Annotated in this window: 11 protein-coding genes; all 11 read right to left on the bottom strand. The window is 39.1% G+C overall.

Translation table 11 applies throughout. From position 1 onward, the window contains the following. Positions 1-31: 31 nt before the first annotated feature. Complete coding sequence (locus OQZ33_RS20080; RefSeq protein ID WP_265801147.1) at positions 32-2,809, bottom strand: glycoside hydrolase family 2 protein; 2,778 nt, start codon at positions 2,807-2,809, stop codon at positions 32-34. Then, positions 2,809-4,365 (bottom strand): sialate O-acetylesterase, encoded by a 1,557-nt coding sequence (locus OQZ33_RS20085; RefSeq protein ID WP_265801148.1) that lies wholly within the window; start codon positions 4,363-4,365, stop codon positions 2,809-2,811. Before OQZ33_RS20085 ends, OQZ33_RS20080 begins: the two co-directional genes overlap by 1 nt. Before the next feature lies 1 nt (position 4,366). Further along, entirely contained in the window at positions 4,367-6,196 is a 1,830-nt protein-coding gene (locus tag OQZ33_RS20090; RefSeq protein WP_265801149.1) for a six-hairpin glycosidase, read from the bottom strand. A 163-nt stretch (positions 6,197-6,359) separates the two neighbouring features. Next, positions 6,360-7,286 carry a glycoside hydrolase family 43 protein gene (locus OQZ33_RS20095; protein ID WP_265801150.1) on the bottom strand — a complete coding sequence of 309 codons (927 nt, stop codon included), beginning with the start codon at positions 7,284-7,286 and terminating at the stop codon, positions 6,360-6,362. A gap of 173 nt (positions 7,287-7,459) precedes the next feature. Further along, complete coding sequence (locus OQZ33_RS20100) at positions 7,460-8,860, bottom strand: glycoside hydrolase family 140 protein (protein ID WP_265801151.1); 1,401 nt, start codon at positions 8,858-8,860, stop codon at positions 7,460-7,462. Positions 8,861-8,863: 3 nt separating this feature from the next. After that, complete coding sequence (locus tag OQZ33_RS20105; protein ID WP_265801152.1) at positions 8,864-12,016, bottom strand: DUF6298 domain-containing protein; 3,153 nt, start codon at positions 12,014-12,016, stop codon at positions 8,864-8,866. Between the two features lie 163 nt (positions 12,017-12,179). Beyond that, on the bottom strand, positions 12,180-13,811 hold the full coding sequence (locus OQZ33_RS20110) for a pectate lyase family protein (RefSeq protein WP_265801153.1): 1,632 nt from the start codon (positions 13,809-13,811) through the stop codon (positions 12,180-12,182). A gap of 1 nt (position 13,812) precedes the next feature. After that, positions 13,813-15,468, bottom strand: coding sequence for a pectate lyase family protein (locus OQZ33_RS20115; RefSeq protein ID WP_265801155.1), 1,656 nt, complete (start codon positions 15,466-15,468; stop codon positions 13,813-13,815). 374 nt (positions 15,469-15,842) lie between these two features. Then, positions 15,843-17,855, bottom strand: a complete 2,013-nt coding sequence (locus tag OQZ33_RS20120) for a RagB/SusD family nutrient uptake outer membrane protein (RefSeq protein WP_265801156.1) — start codon at positions 17,853-17,855, stop codon at positions 15,843-15,845. A gap of 35 nt (positions 17,856-17,890) precedes the next feature. Beyond that, a complete protein-coding gene (locus OQZ33_RS20125) occupies positions 17,891-21,088 on the bottom strand; it encodes a SusC/RagA family TonB-linked outer membrane protein (protein WP_265801157.1) in 3,198 nt (1,065 codons plus the stop codon). Positions 21,089-21,562: 474 nt separating this feature from the next. Then, entirely contained in the window at positions 21,563-22,498 is a 936-nt protein-coding gene (locus tag OQZ33_RS20130) for a hypothetical protein (protein WP_265801158.1), read from the bottom strand. Positions 22,499-22,521 lie beyond the last annotated feature (23 nt).

Genomic DNA, 22,521 nt, shown 5'->3' on the forward strand with positions numbered 1-22,521 from the left:
TACCTATTCTCAATTGTCAATTCCCTAATTCCTACTTCCCTGAAAAATCAAAATACAAAGTCATATCCAATGCCCTACTTTGGTCCTTATCAAAATCATAAAATACATGTTTCATTCCCATTGGTCCGGTGGTTTCTGGTTTCTGCGTTTTGGTTCCTATTGCCGAGATTCCGTTCATAAAAGAAATATCGCCGTTTGGAAATGTCGGGCTCATATTATCCCACTCGGTATCTTTCGATTTCTTTGGTGTAAATAACCTTAAAAATACGTCTTCTCTATCCGTTACCACTTTAAAAGATTGTTGTTTTCCAACAAATTCACACCAATACATGTTGGAATAATAACCTTTAAATTCAGGATATTGCCAGCCAGGTTCGCCAGTTGCCGAATCGTTATAATCCTTTTTCCAGATGCCAAACTGCTGCCCTTTCATCCTGTTTTTCCAAACTCGGTAAGGCCCATTGCCTTTATATTCTACACTTTTCATCTCCGTTTCAGGATACGAAAAATTTAATCCAACAAATGTGGTAAAATAGGCCGAAGGAAAATATTTAACCTCCATTTTTAACCATCCAGAAGGATAAATTGTCCACTGTAAAGTATTCCAGCTTTCTTTCTTATCGAATTTGGATGAAATTACCAGATTTTGACCATCCATTTTAGTGGTAAAATTTTTGAAGTTGTTTTCAGCTTCCTGTAATACAGGTCCGTTTGTAAACGGAATTACACCATTTGAATTTTTAGCTTGTTGCAATAATCCTGTTGTTTTATTGAATATGAAGTCAATACCATTTGCCGACACCTGATACGATTTCGCATCTTCCTTTAAAATTATTTTCGATGGCCCAGTGGTTACCACTATTTTATCTGCGTCAGCTTTTGGCAAGGTAATCGGGAAACTCCAGGTAAATAATTCTTTGCCATAAACATCCTTTACGGTGAGGTAAAGCGCATCAAAACTTCTCCAATCTGCAGGAAGATTGATTTGCAATTTTCCTTTTTCAAAAGGTTTAATGTTTGGCGCATCTGCTTTACCGGCCTTAAATTCAGCATCAGCTCCACCAGACTTAAGCATTCTCAATTTCCATTCGTAAGTACATTGATTAAGGTTCGTAAACGTGTAACGGTTCTCCAATAAAAAGGAGCCATCAAAACCAGCGGTCATCTCTCTTTTCTCAACAAAAACAGGACTCCAAACTTCCTTAATGGTAAAGAAGCTGCCCTCCTTTTCATGGTAAGGACCAACAATACCATCGGGACCATGATTTCCATCCGTATCCAGTTCCCCGTTTTTATCTGTACGAACAACGGCCTGGTCGGCAAAATCCCAAAGAAAACCACCTGCTGAAAGCGGGTTGTTCCACATCGCGTTCCAATAATCTTCTATCCCAGCGCCATGTCCGCCATCCCACATACCATGCAAAAATTCTGTTGGCATTAAAATATTATGCCCATGATCATAATTTCCTATTCCGTAATTGAATTCACGGTAATGTGTGGTTTCAAATCCATAAAAAACTTCCCATGGATGAATCAATGGCCGCTTCTGAATATCTTCTTCAGCAAAAAGATGATCGAGTTCGCGGTTATGTCCACCCTCGTTTCCATTTGCCCAGAATATAATTGATGGATGATTTTCATCGTTCAGCATCATTTCTTTCATCAATTTTGTGCCTGTGGGCGTGTCGTAAGTGCCATGCCAGCCAGCTAATTCATCCATCACAAATAAACCGAGCGAATCGCAAACCTCTAAAAAGTGGCCATCTGGAGGATAATGCGACATGCGCACTGCGTTCATGTTCATTTCTTTCATGAGCTCAACATCAGCAATGCTTATTTTTTTACTTGTTGTTCTGCCTGATGTCGGATAAAATGAATGCCTGTTTACTCCTTTGAATTTTATTTTAACTCCATTTACATAAACGCCATCACGCTCTTTTACTTCTACTGTTCTAAAACCAATTTTTTTAGAAAGCTGATGGATGATTTTCCCTTTTTTAATGAGCGAAAAGATGGCTGTATAAAGGGTTGGAAATTCTGAGGACCAAAGTTCTGGCTGAGAAAACTGCTGGTTTAACGTCAATTTTTGAGTTCCTTTTTTAACCGCAGTAGTAAATCTGTCACCAAAACGTTTCCCATCTTTAGAAAAAACCTCCACTTCAACTTTGTCGGCATCACCAGCAAAGGCCACCTGAGCGTTTAAGTTTCCATTGGCTTTAGCATCGATTTGCATTCTTTCAAAATGTGTTTGTGGCAAAGCTTCGAGATAAACAGGCCTGAAAATCCCGCCAAAAATCCAGAAATCAGCTTTACGCTCTGCTTCGTTTACTGATTTATTTGCCGAATGTTTTGAAACCTTCACTTCCAGTAAATTCTCACCATCAAGTTTAACCAGGTTGGAAATATTATATCTAAACACATAAAAAGAACCCTGGTGCGCAGCTCCTGCTAATTTTCCATTTATTTTAACTTCGGTATCCGTCATCGAACCCTCAAAGACAATATTGATTTGCTGACTCTTCCAGTTGCCCGGAACTTTAAATTTATACTTGTAAAGTCCCTCTTCCTTTCCTTTGTTTTCCTCCTTATTAAAGCCGTAGTTGTATTTACCAAAACCCCGTAATTCCCAATTAGAAGGTACTGGAATGGTTGTCCACTTACCCGAATTTGCACCAGCAGTACAGAAAAAATCCCAGTTCACAGTATCATCATTTCCCATTCCAGAAAGATATAATTTTTCCGTTTGCTGCGCACTTGCAACACCAAACAACATAATCGAACAAAAGAAAAGTATAAATCTGAGTTTCATTAATTGGTTTTAAATTGGCTGGTTAAAGGATTATCAGTTCTGAAAGGTAGTGCAGGTAAACCATTACTATATAAGTTACCAGTAGGGTTTTCTGTCCAATTGTAACGTACTGCTTTTGGATTAGGAACTTCATTCGAAGAAACGATCACTTTTCCTTCTCTAATGTTAGCTTTGGCTACAACAAATTTTCCATCACTGCCTGCGATAGTAAAACCAGTGATAATGTTACCTGCAATCGGTCTTAAATAATCGAAATCCATAATAGCCATATTGTTTTTAAAACCAACGCTTTTATAAACCGGCCCGGAAAACTCTATTTTCTGATTGTATGTTTTGCCTAAAGCTAAAAGTGCTAAACGCCTTCCCACCTCCCATTTGTAGGTTGGATGCAAATCTGCTCCGTTGTCATTTAAATCAGAAGTTGCAATTATTCCTGTATTTGGCAAAAGTAAAACTTGCTGTTGAGCCTCCCAAAAATTAGGTTCCGTATCTGGCGTGAGTACAACTCTATCGCTTTTTTGCGTGCTATAATCGTAAGGTGCAATCTGAACGTAGTAAAAAGGCAGTTGCTCGCCCCAGGCCTTTCTCCATAAGTTAACCAATGTTTTAAGCTTGTAGGAATAACTAATGGTTTCATTTAAAAAGCAGTTGGTCTCTCCCTGGTACCACAAAAAACCGCGGACTTTAAACTTGGTTAGCGGCTCAATCATTGGTGTATAAAACTTGCCTGGGTCGTTGCTTACCTTTTTATTTTTGAAGTATTCCTCCTGCGCAAAAGCCTCCGGAGAAACCCAGGGTTCAATGGCACTGCCAGAAACAGCAGAAGAAATCATTCCAACCGGAATACCCAATTTTTCTTGGATTTCTTTCGCGAAAAAATAACCTACAGCCGAAAATGCCCTTAAAGCAGAATCTTCTGCAACGGCCCAACTTTTATGAATAGAATCGGGTTTTGTCAACTGCTTGCGGTTGACCAGGAAAATCCTGATCTGTTGATTCTTGGCCTTTTCTACCGCATCTGCAGGAAAACGCAGTTTCTCATTTTTTGGTTTAGGAATTTTCGCCAGTTTACGCATTTGATATTCCATGTTCGATTGACCGGAACATAGCCAAACTTCACCGACTAAAATATTCGTCAATTCAATTTTGTTAGTGCCTGAAATCGTCATCGTCTGAGGTTGTGCAGAAGTTTTTAATGGTGATAATAACACAGACCAATTGCCATTTTTATCCGTTATGGCTTGCGTTCTTTGTCCTGCAAAAGTAACCTCTACTTTTTCATCTGGTGAAGCAAATCCCCAGATGTTGATGGGCTTATCTCGCTGCAGAACCATATTACTCGATAAAATTTGCGGCAAAAGAATTTTGGCGTTGGCAGAAAAAGAAAGTACAAGTAGAACTAATGTCAAGAAAGATTGCTTCGTTCCTCGCAATGATGGTGAGGCGGTCGTCATTGCCAAGCCGGGCTGGTGCGAGCTGAAACAATCTGATTGATCTAATGAGATTGCTTTGTCGTGCCTCCTCGCAATGACGATGTGTTTATCAATATTCCCCATCTTAAAACCCTTCCGTTTTTACATATTTAATCGAATAGATAGCCTCTTTCTTCTCAGATTCTCCTGCATTTTTCAAATCGTAAGTCTGATCGGCAGGTGTATCCACGTTTGGAAAGCGACGAACAGCTCCAGTTCGGAAAACAATACGAGAAACATCAGCCACAGGCTGAAAAGCTAAACTTAGTGAAGTTTCTTTTCCATTAACGGTAAGCGAATAGAATCTGGTGTGTGCATCTAACTTCAATTTGATATCGTAACTTTTTCCAGCCTCATATTTCATGAAATTTTTGTACCGGGCGCCAGCTTTTCCACTTAAATTTCCGGCGGTATCAAATGTCAAACGAACACTTGCCGTTCCTTTTGCGTCTTGCAATTCAATCTCCAGTAAACCGAAATCGTTTTGTTTTGGCGTAACCGAAAATGAAGTAATTATTTTTTTAGATACAGGAAATAAACGCTCGGCTTTTGCATAATCAAAGGGATCTTTATCTCTTAAAACCAAAGCACCATTTTCAACTTTTACAGCTGCCCAAAGCGGACTGTAAATATTCCAATTTTCTAGTGCTTTTTCTTTAGAAAGTTTATCGAAATCATCGTTAACATGTTGCGTAGCTTTATCATTAACAGGTAAAGGAACTGATGAAACCCAGATATCTTCCTTGTTCATGCTGTAGGTTACCCATAATTTTCCATCGGCGGGTTTTCCATTTCCTTCGATAATACCACGAACATACTGCGGACCATAAGATTTGTAGTTTCCACCATACCGCATCGGGGTAATTTCGCCATTTATCAAAAGCAAATTGGTATAATCCAAACCATTTTTGCTGGTTGATATGGCTAAAGGCCACCGGTATTCCGAGGGATTATAAACTGTTGCGTAGTTGCCATCAGCAGTTTTTTGACCCCAAATTTTGGCGTTACTGTTTACAAAACCTGGTGCTCGAAAGGCACTCTCAGGCCAGCTTTTTCCGTTATCAGTGCTAATCGCGGTCAATGCATTTTTCCATAGACCAACCACCCTGCCATCAGGCAAGTGATAATAACTGAAAGCTTTATACTGTTTTTGCAAAGTGATTAGCGGATCTTTCCTATCTGCTTCTTCGTTCCATTGCTGCGTCATTAGCTTATTGGCCAATAACTCGTTACAAGCTGCAACGAAAGCTTTATTTTTACTCTTTGTAAAGTATGGATATTTGGTATTTTTCTCTGTGTAACCAGGATTGTAGTGAATAAAATAAATGGGACCATACTTTCCATTAGCTTGAATTTCGCGAACTGCTCTACCAATTCCATGGCCATCGTTAGGGTCGTCTTTAGCATCAAAACTGATTGCATAAAAACCCAGAACCAGAAATACATTTTTTGTTGAAACATAAAAACCCATGCGCTGATGCATTACCGCATCTAAATCTTTAGCCACATCGGTTCTGCCTTCTTTGGTGGTACCATCCGCAATTCTGTAAATAGGAAAAATTACGTCTGGCTTAGTCCAGGTATAACCATCTGGTGAGGATTGCAATAGAGTTTGCCCTGGCGGAATACTTTCGCCAACCTTATCACTTAAGTATTCTACGTAAAATTTATTGTTCCAATAGGCCAACATTGGTGCATGGTTATAGGTCCAGCCAAAGTTTTCAGCTAATTCCGGGTGTTCTCTATTCGCTCTAAAAGTTTGAATATTATGAACCCCCATAACCGGCGAAAGTTGTCCATGATGATAATCTGCGTTCACTAAAGTCTTCCCGGTGTAGCGTACTGTATCCTGTGCTTGCGATGTTGACAATGCAAGTGCAAGTGATAAGATGATATATAGCCTATTCAATTTCATTCTTCTTTTATTTTGCCGTCATTGCGAGTTTTCGATTTGTCATCGAAACGAAGCAATCTTACAACGGAGGTTTTCTCATTTCATGCCAACGCTTTAGGATTGCTTCGTACCTCGCAAAGACGAATTTTATTTTCGGCTGGTGAGACACCAACCGAAAGTCCTTTTATTTCTTCAATCCTTCAATCACTTTCCTTTTTACTTTAATAATGGTTCCGTGTTTATGTCCTTCTGGTACCGACACCTCCGAAGTCACATCTTTAAAGTTTTTAAAATCTGATGTTTTGTAAGCTGAATAAATTTTTTGGCCATAAGCATCAAAATAAATCAACCAATCGTTTTTCACTTTAACCACTGTTGGCCCTTCAGTTAGCTTAGGACTGAAAGTTTCTGAAACATCTTTATAAGGACCTAAAGCATCCTGCCCAAAAGCTACCTTTAAATTTCTGTTGGGACGGGTATTATCCTTCAACACCAAAACATAATCTTTTGCGGCCCGTTTCACAATTACCGCATCAATTACACTAAAACCAGGATCTAAAAACAATTTAGGTTTTGAGAAATTGATAAAGTCTTTGGTGGTGACGCTGTACATCCGATGATTATTCTCTTCTTCTTCAATACCTTTAGCAAAACGGAATGGAATGGTTGATGCCCAGATCATTACGAATTCGGCTTTCTCCTTGTCATAAAAAATTTCTGGTGCCCAAACATTTACCGTTTTAGGTTCACTTTCCATTACCGGAAGAAATTTCTGCTCGCTCCAGTTAATCAAATCCTTTGAGCTGGCATAACCAAAACCTTTGTCGCCTTTCCAGCTGCATGTCCACACTAAATGAAAAGTTCCATCTGGTCCTTGTACAATGGATGGGTCGCGTAAAACTTTCTGTGTACCAACTTCCGGTTTTAAGAAAGTTTCATTTAAATCTGTCCAATGATAAGCGTCATAACTGTATAAAAAGCGTAAACCATCAGTTGCTGGTTCATGGAACGAAGTAAATAGATACCCTTGTTTTGAACAAGATGTTAATCCGCACAACGACAGTCCGATGATGGCTAAACGTAATGTTGATATGAACTTTGCTTTAAACATTTATTATTTTTTATTTTAACTCCGTCTTTCCCGCGTAGGCGGGAATCTTAATGCAATAGCCAAGTAATGGTTGCAATCGCTTTAAGATTCCCAACTAAATTGGGAATGACGACCGGCCTAACAAACCATTTAAGGCTTTGCCTTGAACCTCGCACTAGCGACAAACCAAACTTTTAAACCTTATCCAAAACCAAAACCCAGTCATTACCATTTGCAGGTTCTCCTGGCGGATTGAATTCTTTTGTTCCCTTATTCTCAAACTCACCAATTGTTGTGAATTTTCCTGTCCGTGGATCGTACCACGAAGCCTTCACCTCATCTCCATCTATTTTGCCAAGCTGCACACTAAAAGTCTTACCGGTGTAGGTGTAAAACATCGCGAATTCCTCTCCTCGTGTGGCTAAAACTTTATCATATCGTTCTCCATTGGTTTCTGCAACCATTGTTTGATCAGGTACCCGATCAAAATAAGAACGTGATAAAATTAAGTCTTTCAAAAACTTCATTTGCTGTGCTCCCGGAGCGTTTATTGCGGTAATCCACTGATCTTTAGGACCGTAAGCAGGTTTCAAATCAGTTTTTTTGTACATCTGCATCACCGAATTATGGCCATAAGTGTAGCCGAAGGCTCCGGCAAAAACCGACCAATAGCCATATCTTCTTACATCAGCGTCGTTCCAGCGTGGCTGTGTAACATCATGCAATCCTTGCGGAATATCTTCGTATGACGGTTCACCATCAATGGTGGGTTTTGCTGGCTTCAGTTTATAATCGCTTTCAATGTATCTCCAGTTGTCTTCGCCATAATGCAATTTTTCTTTTGCTGAGGTATCTTGCTCATAACGGCGGTGGCCAGATTGAATCATGTCAAAATCATTCCATTTTGCATCGTGAAACCAAGCCGAAGAGGCCGTTCTGCCCCTTGGGTGAAAAGTGATCAAATGATTTGGATCATTTGCTCGCAGCGCTTCCCCAATCGCATTCCAAACCTTTAAACCGTCAGTTCCCTTTATGTCACCACCATTTAACCAGATAATGTTCCACTTATCACGGTATCTTTTTGCAAGGAATTCAGCATACTTTTTTGCCTGAGCCTCATTTACTTTTTTCTCTTTCACATTTGTTCCCCAAACTGGAACAAGTGCCATATAAAGTCCTTTTTCAGCAGCTTTGTCAACCACATAATCAATATGATCCCAATAATCGTAAGCAGTAGAATCTTTATAATCGTTTTGCTCGGTTAAAACTGGTTTAGAAACATCTTTATTCACCAAAGCAGAATCGCCATAAATATTTTTAGCGGCCACATCATGCAAAACCATCACCTGAATGACATTGAAACCTTTTTGTTTTCTATCTTCCAGGTAAGTATTGGTTTCTTCCCGATTCAAGCGACTAAATAATAACCAACCCGTATCACCTAACCAAAAAAAAGGTTTTCCATCTCCGGTAGAAAAATATCTTCCATTTTCAGAAATCAATAGACTTTTATCACCAAAATGTGGTTTATCCTTGCATCCAAATGCCAGGATTGATACTAAGAAAACCAGAGATAGTTTAAATTTTAAATTCATCTATTAAATTTTGTTGATGATGATTACCTCATCGCCCGTTCCGACCTTATTTAGTTTTACAATTGCTCCTGCGTTTATTTTTTCTTCTTTCAGGATCTTTCCGTTTCGCGTATTTAAAACTTTCATACTAAACTTCCCAGCCACTTTACTGAGGTCGAGATCGATTGATTCGCCTGATGCATTGTACAAAATGTAGGCTTTGCCTGTATTTTCCAATCCATATTGCCCGGCAGATTTCCCGCCAGGAAGAAAGGCTTTCATGAAGGAAACAGTGCTTAAGAATTTTTTATCAAACCCTTGAATATTGGAAAGTGAACCGCCAGCCATGAAAGTAGCCCAGCCGAGAGAATCGTAATTATCGCCTGAATAGATGACAGCTTTCGTTGGAAACTTCTCCTTATATTCAGAAACTGCATGGTAAACTTCTTCAAACGAAGTTTTCTTTGGTTTCAACAAACGGGCATGTTGCCTTGGCGCCAAATTAAGGCCGCCTTTAGGTGCATAAGCAGTTCCATCTGCCTGGTAATGCCAATATCTGATATCAATCAAATCGACCACATCTGCCCTTGACTTATCGGCCAGGATTGCATCTTGAACGTCCTTAGTTACACTTAAACCAATAATCGGATGCGTGCCGGTTTCCTTTTCCCATTCTTTAATGGTGTCAATCCAGAATTGTACAAAATGTAGCGGACCGGTAAATTCTGCACCAATAAGTTGAATCACGCCAGAGTTTCCATCAAAGTTTTCCAGACATTTTCTGATGTACGCTTTGTGGATCGCTTTGCGATTTTCATTACTGATATCATAAAACTGTTCAGCCATAAAAATTCTTTTGTCGCCAGCATAAGGTACAGGTTCTGGGAACCCAGTATTATTAATGTTGTTGGCCGTACGCCATGGAAAATCGGCATAATGAGCACCTGCTTCTATGATATTATGCTGAAAATAGTTTTGATGAATCAAGACCAGACTTTTTTGATCGGCGAGATTTGCAAAAGTTTTTAGCCTATCCCAATACCAAAGATTATATTTTGTGATGTCGTACTTACTCAAACCATCCCAAGCCTTTTCCTGTCCGCTACGTGCGAAAGGCAACTCATAAAATGGCGCCCAAACTTCACCGTCCATTCTGCGAATGCGTTCGTGATCATCTCTCCTTCTATCGTACCATAGCCCATAATTATGATCCAAAACTTTTACAGAACCATTTTGCATAGAGTCTGTAATTTCATTCAAATCATCGGTAAGACCATTTCCTTCACGACCAGGAACGAAACGCGTAGCATGGAATTTAGTTTTCTTCAACCCATACGGGCGGGCACTTCCATTCCACCAGGGTACATCCTGGCGATTGCCCACCACCACTTCGTTACCGCGAACCAGCCAGCCATTTTTGACGGTCATCGCCTCGGCAAGCATTGGTTGAATTACTTTCTCTACGCCAATTTTATCAATGCTTTTTGCTTGGTTTAACTCTGTAGAGATTTTATTTCTTTCTGTTGCCGAATCAATATATCCGGAAATAGTTAGCGCAGATTTATAGGCTAACTTGGTTAATTTCTGAGCCACATCAACAGGTGGACTGCTCGAAGCCTCGGTTTCTACCGGAAGTAAAAATGTTCTTCCTTCAACTTCATTTCCTAATCGATCTTTAAGCTGTGCATAATACAAACTCCTTGGCTGGATTTGTTCGTTCGACATGTCCCAGTAACCATTTCCAGAAAACTGTGCCCATGTTCCAAACGCCCAGTTTTGAGCGGTTGGTGGCTGAGGATTATCAACCCTTGCTGCACTGCATTGCCAAAAAACACTGTTAGCGGCGCTCCAGCCAGCACCCTGCCCATCCTGACCACGATTTAAATAACTTAAGGCTTGCCCATCTACGTTTACGATATCAAACAAAACGCCAGATGCCCAACTATCTATGGCACCACTAAAACTGAAAGGCAGATAGGATTGGCATTGTACAAAAACATTTGGTCCTGGTGCACAAAAGCCAACGGCAAAATCGTGGTAACCAAATTCAGCATACAATCTTTGAAACAGCGTTTGTTGTCCTGTGGTAAAAAAAGTATTTCTTCTTTCTCCGCCAATCTCTGAAATCGGCGCAAATGATTTGCAATCTTCAACAGTAATGCGTTTTGAAGTTTCTAAAACATCTACCGCTGAGCCGGCGAAGTGTTCAAAAACAACCTGTCGAACCCAAGCATCTTGCGCATTCTCAAGGCAAATAGCCGTCCAGCGATGATATTCATCTTTAATATTTTCTTTTTGATAATCGGATTCTATTTTTAAATTTTCAACTCCCGCATTGTTGATTCTTCCATTCCAGTCATATTTTGAAACGGTTGCGCCACCGAATTTAGCATCTAATGCGATGGTAAGTGGCGCATCAAGAGTAATTGTAGAACCATTTATTGCCCTGATCTTTCTATCCCAGCGGATATCTCTTGTCCCCGGTTTCCAGCCCAAAGCACTCTCGCCACCGCCAAACTCAGCAGTTTTTAAGGTTTCAATCCAATCTTTTGTAGATGGACGGTTAATCAAAATTTGATCGCCGACTTTAAAACCATTGATACTAGACAAGGTGAGCTGATTTGCGTTTACAGGAACATAATTATTGGTGATGGCCACTGGATTTTGTTCTGACCGATCATTTTTGCCCAATATTCTAATTACCCCAATCCGATCTAAGCCAGTTGCAAAAATTTCCGTGCCACCAACGCCAAAGCCACTACCACGAAGAACCACACCTGAAGCTGAAATTTTCAGGGTGCCTGCCACCTCGTAAGTTCCTTTTTCGAGTAAAATAGCACCACGCAAGCCATCTTTCCCGATAGGTAACTTTGAAACATAATTAATCGCAGATTGAATTCTTATGGTGGCATCTCCCTTCGAAACCGGAACCACTACTTTGATTGTGGCATCTGGAATCGCTTTTTCACCACCCATGTAACCTGCATAAGAAAAATCTGGAATGCGATTTCCCTCGGCATCAGGAGTGTAGGCCAATTTGCCATCCTTGCCTTTGTAAAGCGGTTTGGGTGGTTCAACTGGTTTTGTTTTTTGAGCAAAAGAAACACTGATCAACAAAAAAAGTAAGGCCAGAATAGACAGTACTTTAGAATAATATATGTGGTTAGTTTTTGGCATTAATGTTATTCTATTTACGCTTATGGTCATTGCGAGGCAGGAAGCAATCATACTACGGTAGCCTTCGCTTTATGGTTGCTTGGTGCATCGCAATGACGACACGGTCATACATGGTGCTTAGTATTATTTATTTTTCACGCTAAACTTTTCAATTCAACTTCCTTTAAGGCCTTACCTTACTTACATCAACCAAACTATTTAAATATACTTCGATATTGGCATAACCTGATTTCGAAATTTTTGCTGCGTCACTGGCATCCTTAGGGTTCAAACCATTTTTAGTTTCCCAGGCATCTGGAATCCCATCTTTATCCGAATCGAGGTAAGCTTTACCTTTGTATTCAGGATAACCACCAACTTGTGCAATATCAGAAATAATTCCTTTTTTGTATGAATCAGCTGGCAAGCGGCGTTTCACATAATTCTGAGCAGCCGGAAGTTTTCCATCTTCTACATGCTCAATTTTACCTGTTGATACCTGTTTTACAATACGCTTGTCTACCGCATCACGAATAGGTAAAGATGCACCAGCATTTGCTAAAACATACTCATACGCTTTTTTGGTTTCGATGATCGAAATTTTTGCCATTGTAAGTGGTTTATTGACACGGATAGAATCTAGCAACTTCTGCATATCACGTTTGCTTTCTGGCTGAACGCCACCATCCCAATTGTTTTTGGTTACTTTTTCATTGCCTTCAACAATATTTCCTATTACGTAAGCCTTGCCAAACTCATTTTTGAACCTGATATCTCTTCCCGATTCTGGCTTCAAAATACGATAAGAAATTGGCTGACCTGCAGGCGTTATTGGACCTGGTTTATAATAATTGTTCACAAAGCTATAAAATGAAGCATTATCGCCACCATCGGCGCTTCTATTCCACCAGTTAAAAATTACGTTGTTCGCGAAACCAAAATCACCATACATCCCAACAGAAGGATTTCTTGCAATATTCGAAGCCCAAAGGTTACGCATGAACGTAGAATTTAATCCACCAATGGTACTTCCGAAGGCATGGTTATAAGTGTCTAAGGCTTCAGAAAAGATCGAATTTTGAATGGTTACATTCACCGTTGGAAGTTTTTCTGGTTTAGAACCGTCTTTCGGATCATAAACATGGCGGTAAATAGACATGTTTTCATCTAATCCCCAACTTGCTGAAACGTGATCAATCATGATGTTTCCAACAGGATTGCCGCCGATTGCGTCATCTCTACGGGTAACGTCAGTTGCACCACGGCGGAAACGCATGTAACGAATCACGACATCGTGCGTATTAATCCAAACCGATTCTCCCGCAATACAAACCCCATCGCCAGGTGCACTTTGACCAGCGATGGTAACGTATGGCGCGCGAATAATCAGTGGTGTTTTTAATTTGATAATTCCTGCAACGTTAAACACAATAATGCGGGCACCACCTTGTTCGCAAGCTTCACGTAAAGTTCCTTTACCTGAATCTTCCAGACTGGTCACTACATAAACTTTTCCACCGCGACCGCCAAATGAGTAGGCTCCTCCACCTTCAGCACCTGGAAAAGCAACTATTTTTGATTGTGGTAAATCGGCTGGTTTTGCAGCCCAAGGAATGTAAGGTTTGCCTTGCTTTGCTTCAGCATCAACGATAGGTTTTACCTTTAGAAACTGTAATTCCGATTGCTCTTCAATACTTTTTAAAAGTGAATCGGCTCTTTTTTCCATTGCTTCGGGGATAACCGGGTACTGTGCAAAAGCAACATTTCCGATACCACATAACACAGCAATGCTAAAAATAGAATTCCACTTACGCATATTAGTTAGGTTTTACGGTTGAAACATTGACAACGCTGTTCAAATAAACTTCGATGTTTGAATAACCACTTTTCGAAATTTTTGCAGCGTCAGATGCATCCTTCGGGTTTAATCCGTTTTTCAATTCGTATGCATCTGGCATACCATCGTTATCAGCATCTTTATAAGGCGTACCTTTATATTCTGGATAACCACCCACTTGACTTACATCGGTTATAATACCCATTTTGTAAGAATCTTTTGGTAACCGACGGTGTTCGAAATCTTTCTCTGGTAACTTTACCCCTTCAATAAAATCAATTTTACCAGTTGTAACCTGCTTAATTACCCGTGTATCCACCGGATCTCTTTTTGGTAAATTAGCACCAACATGGGTAAGTACGTAATCTTTGGCTTGTAAAGTTGGTAAAATGGTAATTTTTGCCATTGGGAAGGGCTTTCTCACCCTCATTGCTGCAAAGTATGGAGAAGCCTGCTCAAACGTCATTAGCTCGCCTTTTTTATCTTCAAGCTGCACACCACCATCCCAGTTATTTTTAGTTACTTTCTCATTTCCTTCGATAATATTTCCTTCTACGTAAGCACGACCGAAAACCACATAGGACAGTTTACTACGACCGCTTTCTGGTTTTAAAATCCGGTAGCTGATCGGTTCTTTTAAGTTGGTAACCGGTCCGGGTTTGTAATAGTTATTTACGATATTAAATAGCGCTGTATAATCTCCACCATCTGTAGAGCGGTTATTCCAGTTGAAAACCACGTTGTTTGCGAAATTGAAAATTCCATTCCAACCAATTGAAGGATTTCTGGCACCATTATCGGCCCAAAGGTTACGCATAAAAGTACAGTTTTCACCACCTAAGGTACTACCGAAAGCGTGGTTCCAGGTATCCAAAGCTTCAGAGAAGATCGAGTTTTGAATGGTGATGTTCACCGTCGCTAATTTATCTTCGATTTTACCCGTGCTATCATTGTACATGTGGCGGTACATCGACATATTCTCATCTAAACCCCAACTTGCCGAAACGTGGTCAATCATAATGTTACCTACCGGATTTCCACCAATCGCATCATCGCGGCGACCTACAAAGGTCTCGCCCCTTCTGAAACGCATGAACCGAACAATTACATCGTGTGTATTTAACCACACCGATTCTCCAGCCACGCAAACGCCATCACCCGGAGCAGTTTGACCTGCAATAGTAATATAAGGCGCACGTATAATTAACGGCGTTTTTAACCGAATGATACCAGCAACGTTGAAAACAACGATACGGGCTCCACCCTGTTCACAGGCATCGCGTAACGAACCTGGACCACTGTCGTTTAGATTTTTAACTACAATAACTCTTCCGCCGCGACCACCAAAACTATATGCGCCGCCACCTTCAGCACCTGGGAAGGCAATGATATCCGATTGAGGCAAGTCAGTTGGACGACCAGCCCAAGGAATATAAGGCTTTCCTTGCTTAGCTTCTTGCTCGATAATGGGCTTAGCTTTCTCCCAAGCAACATCTGATTGATGATAAGCAGCTTTCATCATTGAATCTGATGCTTTTTTAACATCAGCCGGAATGTTGGGGTATTGTGCAAAAGCCGAACCAGCTGAGAGTATTAATGCTGATGAAAATAGTAGGTTTAAAATGTTCTTTTTCATATTATTTTGCTCGTAAGAAAAGCAAAGAATTGAAGCTAATATCTTTAACTAAAAAAATATTAATAAACGTGGCTCATTTCTTTGTCAGTTCAAATAAAAAATTTTGGTTAGAAAGTATATTAAAATTTAAAGTTAACCGTAATATGTGGTTGTTTTGTGCAACATTTTGACTTAAAAGTATATCATATTAGCAATAGCTGCAGTATACACATTTAAACCTGACTGTTATATCTTAGCCACGATACAAGGTAGAAATAATTTTCATATATAAATGTAACATTCTTAAATGAAAAAGGAAGCACTCGCTGCTTCCTTTTTTCAAACCAAATATATATAAAATTATAGCGGTGTTTAACCGCCGAGAAAAGCGTTAATTATTTTAATGGATCAAAAGTTCCTTGACCTTTCATACTATTCCAACCAGTGGTTTGCTCAAGGTATGGTGATGCACTTAAAATGTTCTCATTTAAACCAAAGAAATAATATTGTGGATACCAAGTAAATTTCCAATCGGCAGGGTTTGTTTTATCTAAATCATCTTTGACTGTTATTACAAATATGTTATCATACAAATAATCTAGATACGCCGCATAATTTGCACTGCCGTTTGGCGTAGGATAAGTAGCCGGATCGCGGTCAATTATTGGCGCATTACCACTTGCTGGCTTTATTAATGGATCGTTGTTTCCTACATATTTAACTCCAATAGCAGATTTTACAGTAATAAAATATCCTTTTCGGCGAGTTCCGTTTAAAGGGGTAATACCTAATCTTGCAGCGGTTGCTGAATTTTCTTCAAAAAGCATCCACCTTCTAAGATCGAAAAATCTCTTTCCTTCGTACGCGAATTCAATGTTTCTTTCTTTTAAAACAGCTCCGAATAGTTGATCTCTGCTTGTTAAGCCGGCCAAGCCATAAGCGCCATCTAAATTTTCAACACCTGCTCGTTCTCTAATAGCCTTTATACCTTCTAATCCTTCACTTAAACGGTTAGATCCAATAGCAGATTCCGCTAAATTCAAAATAACTTCAGCGAAACGCATTTCCATAAAATCCATTCCGTTTTGTTGAAAATTTCCATTGGCATTTGAGGCATTCGGATCTGTAGCCTTACTGATATAAACTGCACTTGCATTAGCGCCTTTAGTTTCTGTCGTTAAACTTGGAACAGTTTCTGCCGCTGTTTTGTACCATTTATAGGTCCATTGTTTGAAAGTACTGTTTCCTGCATAAGGCCAGATAGCACCATTGTAAACAAAAGTTTTATAGAAGCGTGGATCTCTATTTTTATAAAATTTTTTCGCATCGTAAACGTATGTTGTAGATACGCCAGGCATTTTACCATCCTTCATCGGAAAAGCATCTACCAATTCTTTTGTTGGAGACAAAGAACCTCCACCGTTTAACTCTTTCGATCTAGCGGCCTGTTCCCAACCGTTATTTTTAGTAGTTGTACCTCCAATTGCCAAGTTATTAAAGCCGTAAACGATTACTGCCTCAGGATTATTAACTTCGCTAAACCACATATTTCCCCATGCAACTCCATCTGCTGTTCCACCTGTTTTAAACAATCCGCCACCGTTAGCTTCAAGTAAAGTCTTTGCAGCTAAATTAGCTTTGTAAGCATCGTCCCAACGAGTAAGATCATCAGTACGATTAAATAACGGGCTAGCCCATGTTAACAATACTCTGCCCTTTAACGCGGCACATGCTCCGCTAGTTATGCGTCCCCAGTCAGAATTGCCCCATTTGCCTGGTAATAATGTTTGTGCCAAATCTAAATCGGCTACTATTTGTTTAATACAGTCCGAAGAAGAACTTCGAGGAATTTGCAAGGCAGTTCCTTCACCATTTATAGGGTCTTGAGGAGATAGTGCAAGAGGAACCCCTCCGTATAACCTAACCAGATCAAAATACTGCCAGGCTCTCCAAAAATACATTTGGCCTTTTAATTTATTTCTAACGTCTTCTGGCAAGCCATTTTTATCAATCTCGGCTAAGAAAATATTAATTTGTTTCAACCTTGTATATGGATTGTTAACCACACTTGAAGTTAATCTAGCACCAAAATAGTTAAGTGCATGGCTGTTTACATAACTGATATTGGCCCAAACTTTATTAAAATCTGTTTCTCCAGCAAATTCATCAGTTGTTTTTGCGAAAGTATCATTATTGGTGGCTAGGTTCCATGAGAGTGCCTGAGCATTGTTTGCTGGCAAAAATAAGCCATAAACATAGTCTACATAGCCTTGTGCCAAAGCCGCATCTTTAAAAACCTCTTCGTTATATCCTGCTAAATCTCTTTTTTCTTCGAGAAATGCATCTTTACAGCCAGCAACAAGGAATGTTACGCCGGCTATTAAGCAAAATATTCTATTCTTTTTCATCTCTGTATATTTTTGAGTTGATAAATGTTGTCTATCTATAAAGTTAAATTCAAACCAAAGGAAAGTGTCCTCAAATTTGGATAAGCATCCCATGCGCCATCCGGGCCTTTATAAGTATAAGGATTATAGAGGTTAACTGGATTTAAAGCTGACACAAAGACTCTTGCATTACTTATTTTTAATTTTTCTACAATGTTTTTAGGAACAGAATAGTTGACGTTAAAACTTGGTATACGAATTCTAAATGCACTCACTTTGTAGAAGTTTGAAGTAGGTGTTAGATTGATATCTGCAAAATTTGGATTTGGCATTACACCCTCCGGATTGATAACCGGATCATAAATATTACCCCAGATATTTGGCAAACTTGTAAAGTTTCTTGCAATGCTTACGTTCAGTGCTTTACGCTCATCAATTTCTGACCATCCGCCAAACGAACCAGCAACAACTGCATCAACACTAAAACCTTTATAGCCAGCTTTTAAAGTAACCCCAAACCCATAGTGATTACTTGCTTTTCTAGATAACTGGATTTGATCATTTTCATCAATAATTCCGTCTGGACCACTGAAGGTACCATCCGACTGAAGCTGACCTCTCACATCCTGGTAATATAATGTTCCTGGACGAAGCTGCTCTACTGGCGTACCAAACACTTGTGTTATTTTATATTGATTAACATAATTGGTAATCTCGTCTTGAGATTTAAACATTCCGATATAATCATAACCCCATTTACCATTGTCTGATGATTGGTTAGGTTTAGCCAGCCATGGTTTAAGAATATCATTAGCGTTGAAGTTTCCAACTTTAACTTTGTCATCACTCCAACCGAAACGGGCGCTAACTCCATAATTGAAATCAGATCCGATTTTATCATCCCATGAGATACCTAATTCATAACCAAAATAATCTGCTGAGCCAAAATTAACAGATGCAACAGTACCACCAATTGTTACCGGTAAGCTCGCAGTTGGTTCAATTAAAATATCTCTGGCCATGTTATAATATCCTTCGATGTTTAAACTTAATCTATTATTTAAGAATTTAGCATCAATACCCAGGTTATTTTTATACTCGGTACTCCAGCTCGCATCCCTGTTTGGAGCAGCTTCCATTTTGAAACCAGTTGTAGCAGCGCTATTTCCACCAAATACCCCTCCTTTTCCATCTTGAAAAGTATAGCGCTGGCGCCACAACCATGCTTTTGTTTGATCATTTCCCAGAACACCAAATGCATATCTTAATTTCAGATAGTTAATTGCTGGAACTTTGAAGAAACTTTCCTCTGAAATTACCCACCCAACAGATCCAGAGTAAAACTTACCCCAATAATTTTCGGGTGCAAACTTAGTGGAGGCATCTGTTCTGAATAAAAACTCAGCTAAGTATTTATTTGCATAAGCATAGTTTGCTCTTCCAACGTACGATAAAGTTCCTGCTTCATTAGCAGAGGTTGACCCGTCTATTGCACCAGTTGCGGAATTGAACTGTCCATTAGTTGCAGCAATTGGTCCCGCTTTATAAACAACCTGCTGTGCATTTTCAGATTCTGACTTCTCGATAGTAAACAAACCACTAACTGAATGCTTGCCAAAATCACGTGCGTAATTTAGCACGAAGTTGGTTTGTTCACTCTTTTGGTTTGTATTGGCATAATACAAGCGATCTCCATTTGTTACCCTTAATGAACTTAGAACAGTAGAACCCTCGTAAATGTGTTTATTGCCACCTAACCTGTTAAATTCGTAAAGAGTGTAAAACGTACCAATCTGATCTCCGACTGAATTTCCTGTATTTCTTGCGTATGCTAATCTTGCCTTCAAACCTTTCACAAATGGAAGTTCATATTCAGCATAACCGTTCACAGTAAATAAATTGGTATTAGTAGTTGCAAGGTTATTTAAACGATTAATTTCCCCAAAGTGGTACCGCGATAAATCGTTTGTAGTTCCTGGCAACTTCACTGGAAGCCCATTTACATATTCAGGTACGTATCTTGGTGCAAGTAAAAGATTTTTGTAATCATCTTCCGGTCCCTCACCAGATACTTTATTAAAGGTCTTTACTAAATCACCACTATTTCCTGATACTTGTAAACCAACTTTAAAATTCGCAGCAACAGTTACATCTGTACCAGCTCTGAAATTCCATCTGTTGAAGTTTAAGGTAGCTAAGTTACCCGTTTGTTTATTGTAAGATACGTTAGCAAAATAAGTAGCCCTGTCCGCTCCGCCGCTTACACTGAGTGTATGACGCATGTCGTAAGCTGATTTCCATGCAGATTCAAGTCTATCGTAATCAATTGTTTTGAAATAATCCAATTCATCAGCAGTAAAAAAATTATCTACACCTGCTGGCTTATTGCCCCCATTTGGTCCATTCATGATATTGAAGTACTGGCCGAATTCATAAGCACTCATCATCTTTGTACGGTAAGCTTCATCGTTCAAAGCATAAGATCCGCTATAACTTATTCTTGGCTTTCCAACCTTACCTCGCTTGGTAGTCACTAAAACTACACCATTTCCACCTCTTGTTCCGTAGATCGCAGCAGAAGCATCCTTCAAAAACGATAAACTTTCAATTTCTGAAGCATCTAAATTACCAAAATTGGTTGCGTCTGGTTTGCCCTGTCCATCAATTTGAATTACCCCATCAATAACGTATAAAGGATCGGTACTGCCACCATCTTTAGAAAAGATAGTATTCGGATTACGAATGGTGATTTTTGCTGGAACACCGGGTCTCGCAATTCCGCCGCTAACTCCCACTCCCAATAACCTACCACTCAAAGCGGCAGCAACGTTGGTTCCAGGCAAGTCTTCTATTTCCGAAGCCTTAATATCCACCACTGAGCCTGTGAGTGTAGCTCTTTTCTGTGCACCATACCCCACTACAACTACATCATCAAGATTTTTATTTTCTGAAACGAGCCTAACGGTGATGTTGCTTTGGGAACCTACTATTATTTGTTGTCTGATATATCCGATATACGAAAACACCAATACGTCAGAATTTGATTTTACCTGAATTGTGAAATTACCATCAGAGTTAGTACTCACATTACTAGGAACACCTTTTAAACTGACATTAACACCTGGTATCCCCTGCCCGTCTGATTGATCGACAACTTTACCGGTAATTCTCCTATCCTGAGCACACAGCATTGTACTTATCAATACCATAAATAGCACAGGCAAAGAAATTTTGCGCAAAAATTTTAAGTTCATATTTGTTATTTGGTTAGGTTAATGCAGCAATTTTATTCGGTATTAACCGAAATATCTCATTAACACATTAATAATTATTTTTTTTTATAATATGTGATCAATAAGAAAAATCTCCGAAGGATTGAATGAAAGCAGACATCATAAGGCTCATTTTAATTGATAATAATTTATTTTTTGGTTAGAGAACTTTAACTAATGCGATATTCAAATATATTCTAGCATCTGCAAAAATCTTTAATAATATCCAGAAATTAGGAACACAAAAAACTTTTAAGCATTAGGCTGAAAACTGGGATCTAAAGTAAAAATAATTATTCATATATAAATATAATATTTAAATAAAAAATAATTTATTTTAAAGACATCTAAAACGATATAGATTGGCTGCTATCTTTCTTTTAACAAATTCAAAAAAAAAGAGGCATTAAAAATGCCTCTTTTAAAAAACCAATAAAAATATAAGAAATACTAAATCTAATTCTGGATTTTCACGTCAATATTTAAAAATACCCCTCTCAATGAGTTGTTACTTGAAATAGAGTTTACATAAAATGCACCATACTTGCCTTCAGGGGTTAAAAAATAAAACAGACTACCTGCACCCAAACCAGTTGTTATTGATTTTAGAGTAGGTTTTGCACTTTTACCTGCCGTAACTACCTGTGCTCCTGTTCTTAATGCAGTGAACGCCGATGCTTGTCCAGTTTTTGGCGCAGCGACTAAAGTTGCTCTTTTATTTGTCCATGCGCTTATATCATAAGCATTGAAAGGTAGAGGATTAGCATCTAAAGCATAAACATTATAAATGTAGCCGTTAACCCCATTGGCTGTTACTGGTACTCTGTATAAACCCAAATCAATCTTATTAGTGTTATCCTTGCCGTTAGCATAACTAAATAACTGCCCATCCGTTAATGAAATATAAGAATTAGAGGTTTTACCAACAGAATCCGGAATGAATAATTCGCGTGAGGCCCAGTATTTATAATCTGGCAGAACATTTAAAGTAATGGTTTTATACCCATCACCTAGATAAATTCCACCTTTATCAAGCGCCCATATCCGATAAGATATTTTACCTACACGGGTATCCATTTTTAGTTTTACTATACCTGTGGCTTTTCTCCTTTGAGATGCGTCCAGGTTGATTTTTGTTGGTATCGCAGATGAGGTTTCGAAAATACAGGCAACATACATGTCAGTCTGCGCTGATTCGATAGTGTACTCTATGTAAACGCTATCACCAACGTTCACATCCTTGTAATCCGTTACCGCATATGGACTCTTCGCCGAATAAGTTACAGTTACATCTTCAAACATGTTGAAGATATTGGTGGTTTCTTTTTTGCAGGCTGTAAAAAGGCAGGCTGCTACACAAACCAGGCCTACATATTTTAAATTTCTTTTCATTTTAAATTATTTAATGATGAATA

The sequence above is a fragment of the Pedobacter sp. MC2016-05 genome (assembly GCF_026239735.1).
Taxonomy (GTDB): domain Bacteria; phylum Bacteroidota; class Bacteroidia; order Sphingobacteriales; family Sphingobacteriaceae; genus Pedobacter.

Coding starts and splice junctions, on each gene's coding strand:
- OQZ33_RS20130 (WP_265801158.1), bottom strand. CDS start 22,498: ATGAAAAGAAATTTAAAATATGTAGGCCTGGTTTGTGTAGCAGCCTGC.
- OQZ33_RS20080 (WP_265801147.1), bottom strand. CDS start 2,809: ATGAAACTCAGATTTATACTTTTCTTTTGTTCGATTATGTTGTTTGGT.
- OQZ33_RS20095 (WP_265801150.1), bottom strand. CDS start 7,286: ATGTTTAAAGCAAAGTTCATATCAACATTACGTTTAGCCATCATCGGA.
- OQZ33_RS20110 (WP_265801153.1), bottom strand. CDS start 13,811: ATGCGTAAGTGGAATTCTATTTTTAGCATTGCTGTGTTATGTGGTATC.
- OQZ33_RS20090 (WP_265801149.1), bottom strand. CDS start 6,196: ATGAAATTGAATAGGCTATATATCATCTTATCACTTGCACTTGCATTG.
- OQZ33_RS20100 (WP_265801151.1), bottom strand. CDS start 8,860: ATGAATTTAAAATTTAAACTATCTCTGGTTTTCTTAGTATCAATCCTG.
- OQZ33_RS20105 (WP_265801152.1), bottom strand. CDS start 12,016: ATGCCAAAAACTAACCACATATATTATTCTAAAGTACTGTCTATTCTG.
- OQZ33_RS20125 (WP_265801157.1), bottom strand. CDS start 21,088: ATGAACTTAAAATTTTTGCGCAAAATTTCTTTGCCTGTGCTATTTATG.
- OQZ33_RS20120 (WP_265801156.1), bottom strand. CDS start 17,855: ATGAAAAAGAATAGAATATTTTGCTTAATAGCCGGCGTAACATTCCTT.
- OQZ33_RS20115 (WP_265801155.1), bottom strand. CDS start 15,468: ATGAAAAAGAACATTTTAAACCTACTATTTTCATCAGCATTAATACTC.
- OQZ33_RS20085 (WP_265801148.1), bottom strand. CDS start 4,365: ATGGGGAATATTGATAAACACATCGTCATTGCGAGGAGGCACGACAAA.